The sequence below is a fragment of the Lactobacillus sp. X-49 genome (assembly GCF_057063645.1).
Genome location: NZ_JBXSQM010000006.1, coordinates 50,876 through 63,989, shown reverse-complemented (window position 1 = coordinate 63,989; position 13,114 = coordinate 50,876). Strand labels below are relative to the sequence as shown.

The following is a 13,114-nucleotide window of genomic DNA, read 5'->3' as shown; positions in this document are numbered from 1 at the left end:
TTTCTATACATTAGAGCAAGATAGGAAATTACATATTTCGTTATACATGATTTCAGGCTGCTCTGCTTGAATCAAGTGACCACAATTTGTAACTACACTAGTTTTAATATGAGAGTTCATTTTTTCCAGTGCACCTGCAAAATGATAATCAAAGAACGGTGAATTTTCACCTGCTAAAACCAGCATTGGTTTCTTTAAATCAAGCAACACATCGCGCCAATCTTGTTCAGCATGATCAATTCTACATTGAAAATTATCTTCTGCTCGATATGGAAAATCGTGTGCAGCTTTCTTAGCTAGCGCAAACATATCATCGTCAATATGAGCATATATACCGCTACCAAAATCAGCCTTTAAATAATTAGGAAAATTATTCCAAGATAAGCCTTTAAAGCCATAATTCCAACTGTCATCATTGATCATTTTAGGTGGCTGATCGAGATCGATTAAGCACGCCAAATGACTATCTCCGTACAGTGAAAGGTATGCCCATAAATTAGCAGCTCCCATTGAATTCCCAATTCCAATAATATTGGTTAAGTTTAACCTGTTAATGAGTTCAGCAAGATCTGCCGCATGGCGACTAATTCGTTGCCCTCGATAAGTCCGTGCTGATAATCCTTGATTACGTGGATCAAGAATAATGAATCGATATTGCTTTCGGAAAAGTTCAAATGCTTTAAACCACATTTGAGCATAACCACCAATTCCAGGAATAGCTAAAATAGGTTGTTTATTTTCTTGACTATCATAATAATGTAACCTGATTCCATCATTGGTTATCAGATTAGCTTCATGTAACATTACCAAACACCGATAACTTTCATCCAAAGTGTCCCAATCACTCCGAAGATTAACAGATAAATGAGACCAAGAATAAAGTTATATTTCCACCATTCACCCTGTTTAATATATCCAGTTGTTGCAAGAATTGAAGCTGGACCATTAGCATAATGAGTAGTTGATGCATTGAAAGCACCAGTAAAAGCAAGTAACATAGCTGCCAATCCGATTGGAGCACCTGTCGCTACCGCAACAGATAAAAATGGTAAGTACAAAGCAGTCATGTGAGCAGTACCACTTGCAAAGAAGTAGTGAGTATAGAACATTAGAATAACTAAAATTGCTAACACAATTCCCCAACTAACTCCGTGCAATCCACCTTGAATTGTCTTTGAGAACCAATCAATAAAGCCAAATGAAATTAGCTTACTTGCCATATAAACTAAAATTGAAAGCCAAATTAGAATATTCCATGCGCCTGTCTGCTTTAAAGCATCATTCATTGTTAACACACCAGTTAATAACAAAAGACCAACTGCCAAAAATGCAATAAAGGTTGAATCTAACTGTGGAATATCAAAAATTCCGGATAAAACCCATAAAACAATTGCTAATAAGAATACTACAGACATGATTTTTTCGGGCTTAGTAACAGGACCCATCTTTTTAAGCCGATCATCTGCCCATTTTTCTGCATTAGGAGTTTCCTTAATTTCTGGTGGAAAAATTTTGTAAATGACGATTGGGATAACGATTGTAGCAACTAAAACAGGTACAATTGCTGCTGTAAACCAACCTATCCAAGTCATGTTATAACCTTTTTGGGCAGCCATTTGGGATGCCACCATATTAGGAGCAGCACCAGTAATAAACAATGCCGTTGATAAAATATTTGCATGAAACGCAATAAAGCTCAAATATGCACCAATTTTTTTTCGTGATGGGTCATTAGGTAGTGAATCATAATCTTTTGAAATTGATTCAGTGACTGGCCAAACAACGCCCCCAGTTCTAGCACTGTTAGATGGGATTAATGCTCCCAAGATTAGTTCCAAGGCAGTAATCGCATAGCTAATTCCAATTGAACGTTTTCCAAATTTACGAATCATCCAGTAAGCAATTCGATTACCTAAGCCAGTCTTACTAATACCATAAGCCATGATAAACGCCATCGCAATTAGCCATGCAGCCGAATTACTAAAGGCACTTAAAATTCCTGCATTAACAACACCTGTTTTAGGATTAACTTCATCCTTTATTGGTGCTAAACCAACTAAAACTGTAACAATTAATCCAATTAAAGTTGTACCCCCAATTGGTAATGGCTTTGTGATACAACCAACAATAGTTGCTACAAACACAGCAAACATTTCCCATGCTTGTGCAGACAATCCAGCTGGTCGCATAGGAGTAAAGCACCATAAGGCAATACCAATTATTAATGGTAAAATAAAGCCTTTGTAATTTACTTTTTCTAATTTCTCCATAATTACCCTCATTAATTATGGGCGATAAATATCGTCAATAATCCTATAATTCTTTTTCTTTAATTCTTCATCAAGCCAATTCAAATTGCCTGTTCCATCATGAAAGCTAGCTGCTTTGGCATCATCTTCTTTATGAAACTGTTGAACAACAGGTAATAGCTCGGCTGCTCTTTGTCTAGCAACCTTGACTACACCATCAGCATCACCTAGGATTAAATCGCCTGGATTAACACTAACATTACCACAAGATACCAGAACATTTATCTCTCCAGGGCCTTCCTTATATGGTCCATTAGGTGTTGTGCTTACAGCGTATATCGGTAATTCCCAATTTTGTAAACTATCAATATCACGGATAGGACCATCAACTACAACTCCAGCAACATGCCTTTGGTCACGTAACCATGTCATCATTACTTCACCGATAACTGCACGGGTGTTATCACCCTCATTGTCAATCACAATGACATCGCCTTCATGGCAATATTTAAGAGCAGCATAAATAGTTAGATTATCACCAGGACGATTATGTACGGTGAAAGCCGGTCCACACATTTGTTGTTTCGGCTTGGACATCAAGTTAATTCTTGGTGCCATTGCTCCTCTTCTATTCATACAATCTGCCACATTTGAAGTAGGTAGTGTTCGATATGCCTCAATCAAATCTGGATCTGGAAGATTTCTCTTTAAAAATATTCTTTTACCAACTTGCATTAACTAGGCCTTCTTTTTTGATTAATTTAAATTAATATCTGCTAAAACTTCCTGCATTTTATCAGCTGAATTAACCATTTTCTTCATTTCTGCATCTGATAAATTAGCTTCAATAACATGACTAATTCCTGAACCATTAATTGCAGTTGGAGTTCCCAAGTATAAATCATGCTTAATACCATATTCCCCATTAATTGGTGCTGAAAGTGGTAAAACAATTGAACGATTATCCAAAATTGCACCAACAATTTGTACCAACATCATAGCAATTCCATAGAAAGTTGCACCTTTATTTTCAATGATTTGGCCACCTTTTTGACGAATATCGCTTTCAATTCTAGCTAATTCATCATCATCAATTCCATTACAATCTTTTAGTGATTTGCCTGAAATTGTTGACTCATCGAAGTTTTCAAATGAAGTATCGCCATGTTCGCCAAGAACCATCGAATTAACTTCTGATAGTGATACGTTCATTTTCTTAGCTAATTCAACTTGTAAACGAGCCGAATCAAGTGACGTCCCTGTACCAATAACTTTTTGTTTAGGAAAACCAGATAATTTTTGGGTTAACGTTGTTAAAATATCGACTGGATTAGCAGAAACAACAAAAACACCATCAAATCCAGATTTAACTACTGGTTGAATAATACTCTTTAAAATTGAAACATTTTTATTAACAAGATCTAATCTTGTTTCGCCTGGTTTGCGTGGAACACCTGCTGTAATTACAACCACATCAGCATCCTTAGCATCGGAGTATTCACCTGGATGAATATCACAATCACCAGCAAATGGTGTAATGTCTTCTAGATCCATTGAATCACCAACTGGACGTTTCTTTACAACATCTGTAATGATTAATTCATCAACTTTAGTATGTTGCAACAGGTCATTAGCAAAGGTAGAACCAACTGCCCCATCACCTACAAGTAATACTTTTCTAGTCATAAATTATTTCCTTTCATTTACAAAAAATGTAATCCTTTACAAAATTAATTATAGAAGTGATTGTTATAATTTGCAATATTTAAAATAAATATTCTTATTTTTGAAATTTTCAAAAGCAAGAATTAATCAATAATAGCCATTATAAACTTTCCTATTATCAAGTGATTAGTAAATTGTTTTATTAGAAATAGTCTTGAATCTTAAATTATTAATTTAAGAATTTATATTCAGTATGCTATCCTCGATTGCCACTTTAATAATCACTCTTATCATACAAAAGGGTACTAAAACCCTTTATGGATCTAAGTACCCTTTCAGCTTTCAAATTATTAATAATTATTTTTCGTTGCGAATAAACTTTGTCATCTGCATCCCTGCTTGACGACCAAAGACAACCGTTTCAGCAACTGAATTACCACCAATTCGGTTGTTACCATGAAGTCCACCAGAAACCTCACCAGCAGCATATAACCCATTGATAACATTACCATTAGTATCCAAAACCTCGGTCTTAGAATTAATGTGAATACCACCCATTGTGTAGTGAATTGCTGGATTAATATGAATTGCAAAGAATGATCCCTTTTCAATCGAACGATCCATTCCAGTAGTTCTGCCAAACTCACCATCATTCTTGGTATTTACGGCTTCATTCCAAGTTTTAATGGTTTCTTCTAGATTAGAACTATTAACATCAATTGCTTGCGCAAGATCTGCTAAATTATCACCATGTTTAACCAAGCCAATGTGATCATAAAATTCAACGGCTGTAAAATTATCACGAATACTTTGATCAAAAATAAGGTAAGCACCTTCTTCATTCAAATTTGTAATAGCATTGGAAACAATTTTACGAGTGTTCATTTCATTAACAAATCTTTTACCAGATTTATTAACTAAGATAGCACCCTCACCACGCAAACCTTCGCCAATCAAATAAACGTGATCAGTATCCGTTTGAGCAGTTGGGTGAACTTGAATAAAGTCCATTTGTTCTAATTGAGCATCAATTTGATCTGCTAATTTTAGTCCATCCCCAGTTGCACCTGGTTGATTAGTTGTCTTGTAGTCAACTAAGTCAGGACGATATTTCTTGATCAATTCCTTGGAAGAACCAAATCCGCCTGATGCAAGTAAAACAGCTTTAGCATTAACAGTCTTTATTCCCCCTTCAGTTTCAAGTTGAACACCAATAACATTCTTATTCTCATCTTGCAAGAGTTTGATTACCTTAGTGTTATTAAAGACAGGGATACCTTTTTGCTGTATTTGCTTTAACGCCCCAGTTATCAGATAGTTACCAACAGGAGCCATTGATGCCGGACGGTGAGCACGCTTTTTACTCATCCCACCAGTAATGGTTAAGTTAGTTAATTCGATTCCATGGTTGAGCAACCAGTCAATTGCAGCAGCTGAATGATCGACAAAGTATCGTAATAATTCACGATCATTCAGCAGTCCTCCACCTTTGAGAGTTTCTTGATAAAAATCTTCTTTATTATCAATGATTCCCTCATTTAATTGAACTAAACTTTCAGAGGCATTCATTCCAGAAGATGCGCGAGTTGTGTTACCACCTAAGGATGCGTTTTTTTCAAATACAGCTACATTCAAGCCTAGTTCATGAGCCTGAATTGCAGCGGTTAAACCTGCTCCGCCGGCACCTACGATAATTGCATCGTAATGACTTGCGATTTCAGAACTTTTATTTGGGGTAAAGACAAATTTTGCCATTTAAATAATTCTCCTCTGTGTTTCTTATTCTTCAGGCTCAGTCCGATCAATATTGGTCATTTGCATGTAATCCATCCATTCATCGTACTGTTCCTCAGTTACTTCACCACTCTTAAGAGCGGCTTCTTTTAGGGTAGTACCCTCTCTATCAGCTGTCTGCGCAATTTTAGCAGCTGCATGATAGCCAATATGTGGTGATAAGGCTGTAACTGTCATCAGTGAATTTTCAAGTAATTCATCCATCTTTTCAGAGTTGACAGTTAAACCAGAGATCATCTTATCAGCAAAGCCAGTGATTGTACCAGTTAATATATCACAGGTATCAAGGAAAGCAGCAATCATTACCGTTTTATAAACATTCATTTCAAAGTTACCTTGAGAAGCAGTAAAAGTAATTGTTGTATCATTACCAAAAACTTTAGCAGCAGCCATGGTAACTGCTTCAGCTTGAGTTGGGTTAACCTTACCCGGCATGATTGATGACCCCGGCTCATTAGCTGGAATATTCAGCTCATGATAAGCGGCTCTTGGACCAGAAGCCAAAAAACGAACATCTTGAGCAATTTTGAACATATCAGCTGCCAATGTTTTAAGGGCACCATGAACAACAGCAATTCCAGAGTGGTGAGCTAAGCCCCAGAATTTATTAGTCTTAACTTTAAATTCATGACCGTACACTGCGGATAATTTGGTAGCAATCTTTTCGGTCATCCCTGGTGCAGCGTTCAGACCAGTTCCGACAGCAGTTCCACCAATCGCTAATTCGTAAAGCGTTGGTTTCAATTCTTGAATATAAGCCAAATCATGCTTTAGTGCAGCAATATAACCGGAAACTTCCTGACCAAAAGTAATCGGTGTCGCATCTTGCAAGTGAGTTCGACCAACTTTAACTGTCTTCCAATATTTATCCTGTTTAATCTTTAATTCATCAATCAAATGCTGAACAGCTGGCTCCAAGTTATCAAGTGCCTCAACAGCAACAATATTCATTGCAGTTGGGAAAGTATCATTAGATGATTGACCTCGGTTAACATCATCATTAGGTAAAATATTAAGTCCAGGATGAAGTTTGTTAGCTAGATTGGCAACAACCTCATTCACATTCATATTACTTTGAGTACCCGAACCTGTTTGTAAAACGTGTAAAGGGAAATCTTTACGTAAGTCATCATCACTTAAGGTTAACAAATAATCAATTGCATCTTCTATTGCTTGACCCTTTTCTTTAGGCTCATCGCCGACCTCAACATTTGATTCAGCTGCTGCTTTTTTTAAATTCAAAAAAGCACGAACAATTGCTAATGGCATATATTCACCACTTGGGAAATTATTTCGACTTCTTTCAGTTTGAGGTCCCCATAGAGCATCTTTAGGGATTTTAACTGGCCCAATAGTATCACTTTCGATACGATATTCTTCTTCACTCATCGTAATTCTCCTTTAAATTGTTTTTTAATTTTAACTATTTTCTGTCATCATCGACTTTTAAACTTATAATACCTGGTTTTTATCATTTTTTCAATATTTTAAAAAATAAAGCGCTATTATTCAAAAATTTAAAATGCATCACAACTACGGCTTTTACAACTTTTACTTTTGTGCTAAAAAATGACTGACCAATCCAAGCAATAAACCCATTAAAGCAGGAATTACCCAGTCCATTCCAATATTTGCTAGTGGTAAAAATTTCATTTGCAAATATTCCAACTGTAAAGCCCAGGACTGCCGACTAATAACTGGTGGAAACGAGGTAATCATATCTAGGATCGCTGGAATTAATGTTAAGCCTATCCCCCACGCATAAACTTTTTTATCATAATTAAAATAAATTCCCGTGATTGATAAAATAATTAATACAATTGCAATTGGATAAAGGAACATTAGCATTGGAGTTGACCAAGAAATGATTGTATTTAACCCAAAGTTGGCAGTTATAAAAGAGGCAATTGTCATAATGGTCAACCAGACATGATAATTAACTTTACTGAAACTGCGATGAAAATCTTGTGCAAATGCCACGAGAAGCCCGACAGCAGTGGTTAAGCATGTTAAAGTAACTAGCGTTGCTAACAATGCATGCCCAAAACCACCTAAATAATATGTAATGATTTGATTAAAAGCTGTTCCTCCTTCTGACGAAATTTTAAAATGATTAAGTGTTGTAGCACCGAGCCAGATTAATCCAATATAAATAATTCCGATTGCTCCAGTGGCCATGATACCGGCTTTTGCCGTTATTTGTGCATTACTTTTGGCTGAAGTTTTACCTAAATGCCGAACAGCTGAAACAATTGTATAGCCAAATGCTAGTCCAGCCAAAGCATCCATTGTATTGTATCCTTGTAAAAAGCCGTTAAAAAAGCCCTGTCTTTGATAAGCACCTGTTACAACTTGCTTACCAGCTACTCCCATTGGAGAAAGAAAGCTCAATAAAAAAACAAAAAATAAAAGTAATAAAAAAATAGGATTAAGAATGCGTCCAATGCTATCCAAAATTGTCGACTGATTGTAAGAAATTAGATACGCTAAAATAAAAAAGATTGCTGAAAAAGCAAGAAGACATGGTCTACTATACTTTTGTGGCAAAACCGGCTGTATGCCAACTGCAAAAGAAATACTAGCTGTTCTTGGGGTAGCAAATAGTGGGCCGAGTGTTAAATGAATCAGGATCATAAAACCAAGTGCAAACTTGTTTCCCAGAGGACGACCAATATCATAAACTCCCTTAGCATGACTTGCACTAATTGCCAAAACAGCCATTAACGGTAATAAAACTGCCGTTAACAAAAATCCGACTGTGGCAATTCCCCATTCAGCACCAGCTAACTGTCCCAAATGAATAGGGAAAATCAAATTTCCTGCTCCAAAAAATAATCCAAATAATAGGGATGCAACTGCTAAATATTGTTTCCAAGTTAAAGGTTCAGTATTTAAATCTTTTTCTATTTTCCTCATTTTATATCCTCTCTTCTCCAATCAAACTATCAGCAATAAAAAAGGCATCCTCGAACTGTTGTTCAAGGATGCCTTAGCATGGTACCACCTATCTTACAATATCAATTGACATTGTCACTTCACGTACAGCATCTCTACGATACGCTAACACGATAATGGGTGTTACCAAACCAAGCTACTGTATTTTCACTCGTTAGCTCCAAGCTACTTTCAAATTGCCTTTACGATTCTTTTTCACCTAGCAGAACTCTCTTATACGTTGCCAGCAATTTTACTCTTCTTTTCATCACTTTTGTATTAATAATACTTTAATATTAAACTTATTTTTTGTCAAATAAAATTCAAAGATATAAATAATATTTGCTTTAAATCATCGAAACAATTTTTGTTCCATGCATTTGAGAAACTTTCAACTTAGTTGCTAAACTAGCAAAATTATTGCTAGTAATTCCTCCTCCAGGTAAAATTTCGATTTGATGATCGGCCCAAGTAATTATTTCTTGTAAATGCATTAAATTCTCATCAATTGGCTGATCAAGATTTCCCCCATGAGTTAATATTCGGCACACTCCGTGGCTTGCGAGCCACATGAGCGAATCATGTTGTTTTTCGCGTTTAATTTCATCAAAGGCCATGTGCATAACAACGGGCATTTTTAATGAATCAGTCAATGAAAGTAACCTTAACATTCTAACCTTATCTAACTCTTTTGAAGTAGTTAAACAGCCAAAAGTAACTGCATCTGCCTTGAGCATACTTGCAATTTGTATATCATTGACCATGATTTTGATCTCATCATCATTGTAGACAAAATCATCTCCACGGGGTCTAATCATCACAACAACTGGCACATTCTTATTATGCGCAAATTCGATTGAACTTTTAAGAACACCAAAAGATGGTGTAATACCTCCTACATCTAAATCACTATTAAGTTCAACTCGATCTGCTCCCGCAGCTATTGCACGAGTAAGATTAGTAAAATTTTCTACACATGCTTCTTTTAACATTGAATTACCTTCTTTTTTAATCAAACGTATCTAAAAGCTGTTCTAAATGCCTTTAGATAACATTTTTCAAGTTGAGATAACTGCCTAAGTCATTAATTATTGCGTGCTTTTATATTTTAATCTTATCCTTGCTTAGAGGATCAGACAAGTAATCTACTAAAAATTTATAAATAAAAAACACTAGACTATAAATAAAATAGACTAGCGTTTAATTAACTACCACATGCCAATGACTTTAGTCCAAATAAGACCACCGCCAAGCCAGATAATATTTAGGATAACCCCAATAATCGCACTTAGTTTCCACCAATCTTTGTTGGAAACATAACCAGTTGAAGATAAGAGCGCTGCAGGGCCAGCAGAATAACTAGAAGTTGATAAATATAGTGAACCATCTAAAGCCAGCATGAGAGCTGCCATGATTGGTGGAACTCCAGCACCAATTGCGATTGACAAGAAACCTGCATATAATGCAGAAATTTGTGTTGAAACACTCGGGAATAAATAATGTAAATAAAAGTATGCTAAATACAAAATTACTAAAACCCAAATCCAGTTCATTCCATTTAAGGCACTGCCTAAGGTCTTAGAGAACCATGGAAAGAATCCTAATTGCATTAGTTTTTGGGACATTAACATAATAATTGAAAGCCAAGTTAAAATATTCCAAGCAAAGCTTTGGCCAAGAATATCTTTAACATTGATTACTCCGCAAACTAGTAATAATGCAACGGCAATAAAACTAACAAGAGTAGCATCAATTCCAAATTTTGGTCCAACCAGCCAAAGTGCTACAGCTAGAACAAAAACTACGGCCATGATATCTTCTGCAAGGGTCATCTTGCCTAATTCTTTTAATTTGTTATCTGCCCATGCATGAGCATTGGGAGTTTCTTTAATTTTAGGTGGATAAATTTTATATAAAACAAATGGAACAATTAACAATGAAATAATACCAGGAACAAGTGCGGCTAAGAACCATTGCATCCATGAAATCGTAATATTTTGTGTTTTAGCAATTCCCAATGCAACCATGTTCCCAGCTAATCCAGTCAAAAACATTGTTGAAGTAACAATATTAACCTCATATTCGTTAAAAACAAGGTAGGCTCCCATCTTATCTTGAGTACCTTTTTTTGGATCAGAACCCATTTCTTTAGAAAGATTATCAATTATTGGGTACATAATCCCATTAACTCGAGCATTGTTACTTGGAATACCGATTGCTAAGACTGTCTCAACTATTGATAAAGCATAAGCTAGTCCCAATGTCTTTTTACCAAAGGTCTTAACAAAAAAGTAAGCAATCCGCTTGCCTAAGCCTGATTTTATAAAGCCAGCTGCCATAAACATACACATTGCTACCATCCAGGCAGTCGAATTTCCAAAACCAGCAGTAACCTCGTCCATTTTAAAAATTCCTGTTAAAGTAGCAATCACAATCGCAATAATTGTTGTTGCCATCATTGGCAATGGCTTAGTTACACAAGCAATGATCGTTGCAATAAAAATTGCAAATAAATGCCATGCTTGAACATTAATTGCAGTTGGTCTAAATGGCGTTAAGACCCACAGGATGATGCCAATTGCAACTGGCAAAATCCATTTTTTCCATTCAAATTTATCTAACATTTTTACTTCTCCTTAAAACTTTTTTGTTTTGCTTTTTTGATAGCTTGGTTAACAGCTTCTTTAAGTGCCTTTGTAGTAGTTGATGCTCCTGATATGGCATCAACTTTAGTAGAATTCTTCAAAACCATTTCTTGGGGAATCTGCTTAATTGCTATTGCACCTATCCTCTCAGTTTCATGACTTTCCAAAACTTCAATCTTTTTAATGGAATTATCTTTGTAAGTTACACGTACCAAGATTCGTCCGCCAATCCCACCTTCTGAAGAGCCAAGATACTGGTGTTCATGTAGTTCTATTTGGTCAGTCTTATTACCATCTAGAAGATCATTAATCTTAGGAACTTTTTCAGAAATTGTAATTTGCATATCATTCTTTGATGTTTTAGCTGCATTCTCACCAGCAATTTTCCCAAATATTAAACATTCCGCAAGATTACCGCCGCCTTGATAATGATTGGCACACATACCACCAAGCTCACCAGCACCAAACAATCTCTTAATCGGTTCTTCGTTAACATCCAAAATACGTGCCTGGCCGTCATGCTTCGGTCCCCCTTGTGTATTTAAAACAACAGGGGCTAACCTGATTGCATAAACTGGTCGTTTCATATCGAATTCTTCTAAGGATTCGGGCTTGCGATTGAACTGCATATCATTACCCTGACGGGCAAACTCATTAAATTGTAGTACTGTTTTTCTTAAATTTTTTTCTGGCACGTGTATTTTCCTTGCCAACTCTTGAACTAAATCAGCTTTAACTACCTTTTGGAAAAATTGTTGATACTTAAGTGTATGCTGTTTTTTTTCTTCAATAAATTTTTCAAATTGTTTACTATCGAAAACTAACCATACATTATTGTATGCATGAGGTAATAAATAATCACCATGTTGAGCAATGTGGCCATGTCTATATTTGGCATCTTCTCGCATAAAGCGAGTACCATCATCACCCACTACAAAAATAGAGCCGGATTTAACATTTTTCCAGCCGCTTATTTGCCTGCCACGCTCATTGGCATCTTCAGCAATTACGTAGCCAGGAACAATCCCTAAAGACTCATAATTCCCCATATGCCACATTTTTGCTCCTACTTCAGCTGCCATTTTCACGCCATCACCATTGTTATACAAAGTTCCTAATGGAGTTAACTTGTTGATATGAAGATAGTCTTGTTGCATTTCTTCATTATTTTCAAATCCGCCCGTAGCTAATACCACACCTTGTTTAGCATGAATATAGTACTGCTTGTGGTTGCGTGAAATTATTACTCCACAGATTTCCCCATTTTCGGAATTTTGTATCAAGTGTTTAGCTTTTGAATTTAACCAAATATCTATTTTATCTGCTCGCTTAATTACTTCATTTCGTATTACCTGCCATAATGCAGCATCAAAATCTTGGTTATGAACTAAGGCAAAATCAAAAGTTTCTGAGCCTTGATATTCGGGATATTCACAGAGAAATTTTTTGTTTGCCAAATGATCTCCAACATGGTAGTCACTTGACCAAATAAATGGATCTATTTTAAAGTATTTTCTGAAATAATCAGGCATTTGGATAAAACCATTAAGATAAACATCCAATATATCTTTATCCATCATAAACGGGGCATTTAGCTGTTTATAATAAGCCGTTATTTTGTCCTTGTCATGAGCCATTGCAACATGTTGAGCACAGTAGCGTGTATTGCCACCTTCATGTCCATAAGGGGCAACATCGACTAATAAAACTTTAGCACCATTATCGGCAGCAAATCGAGCAGCTGTACCGCCAGCTCCGCCAAAGCCTAATACAATTACGTCATAGGTACCATTCCACTTAGTTTTTTCATCGATCTTCATTTTTATT

10 protein-coding genes and 1 other annotated feature are annotated in these 13,114 nt (G+C 36.0%); all 10 genes read right to left on the bottom strand.

What is annotated here, in order from left to right:
- Positions 1 to 3 precede the first annotated feature (3 nt).
- Positions 4 to 804 (bottom strand): alpha/beta fold hydrolase, encoded by an 801-nt coding sequence (locus ACYIAQ_RS04460; protein ID WP_122023202.1) that lies wholly within the window; start codon positions 802 to 804, stop codon positions 4 to 6.
- The gene (locus ACYIAQ_RS04455; protein WP_483562660.1) at positions 804 to 2,270 is read right to left on the bottom strand and encodes a DASS family sodium-coupled anion symporter; all 1,467 of its coding nucleotides are present in this window, start codon (positions 2,268 to 2,270) and stop codon (positions 804 to 806) included. The genes ACYIAQ_RS04460 and ACYIAQ_RS04455 overlap by 1 nt, the downstream gene beginning before the upstream one ends.
- A 15-nt stretch (positions 2,271 to 2,285) precedes the next feature.
- On the bottom strand, positions 2,286 to 2,984 hold the full coding sequence (locus tag ACYIAQ_RS04450) for an RraA family protein (protein WP_483562659.1): 699 nt from the start codon (positions 2,982 to 2,984) through the stop codon (positions 2,286 to 2,288).
- Between the two features lie 21 nt (positions 2,985 to 3,005).
- Positions 3,006 to 3,935: an L-lactate dehydrogenase gene (locus tag ACYIAQ_RS04445; RefSeq protein WP_483562658.1), complete on the bottom strand. Its 930-nt coding sequence runs from the start codon at positions 3,933 to 3,935 to the stop codon at positions 3,006 to 3,008.
- Between the two features lie 336 nt (positions 3,936 to 4,271).
- On the bottom strand, positions 4,272 to 5,669 hold the full coding sequence (locus ACYIAQ_RS04440; RefSeq protein ID WP_483562657.1) for a flavocytochrome c: 1,398 nt from the start codon (positions 5,667 to 5,669) through the stop codon (positions 4,272 to 4,274).
- A gap of 24 nt (positions 5,670 to 5,693) precedes the next feature.
- Positions 5,694 to 7,097 (bottom strand): class II fumarate hydratase, encoded by a 1,404-nt coding sequence (locus tag ACYIAQ_RS04435; protein ID WP_483562656.1) that lies wholly within the window; start codon positions 7,095 to 7,097, stop codon positions 5,694 to 5,696.
- 162 nt (positions 7,098 to 7,259) lie between these two features.
- Positions 7,260 to 8,624 (bottom strand): branched-chain amino acid transport system II carrier protein, encoded by a 1,365-nt coding sequence (brnQ, locus tag ACYIAQ_RS04430; protein WP_483562655.1) that lies wholly within the window; start codon positions 8,622 to 8,624, stop codon positions 7,260 to 7,262.
- A 61-nt stretch (positions 8,625 to 8,685) separates the two neighbouring features.
- Positions 8,686 to 8,920 (bottom strand) — a binding site (T-box leader).
- Between the two features lie 69 nt (positions 8,921 to 8,989).
- Complete coding sequence (locus ACYIAQ_RS04425) at positions 8,990 to 9,634, bottom strand: copper homeostasis protein CutC (protein ID WP_483562654.1); 645 nt, start codon at positions 9,632 to 9,634, stop codon at positions 8,990 to 8,992.
- Positions 9,635 to 9,850: 216 nt separating this feature from the next.
- The gene (locus ACYIAQ_RS04420; protein WP_483562653.1) at positions 9,851 to 11,266 is read right to left on the bottom strand and encodes a DASS family sodium-coupled anion symporter; all 1,416 of its coding nucleotides are present in this window, start codon (positions 11,264 to 11,266) and stop codon (positions 9,851 to 9,853) included.
- Positions 11,267 to 11,268: 2 nt separating this feature from the next.
- The gene (locus tag ACYIAQ_RS04415; protein ID WP_483562652.1) at positions 11,269 to 13,107 is read right to left on the bottom strand and encodes an FAD-binding protein; all 1,839 of its coding nucleotides are present in this window, start codon (positions 13,105 to 13,107) and stop codon (positions 11,269 to 11,271) included.
- Between the last annotated feature and the right edge of the window lie 7 nt (positions 13,108 to 13,114).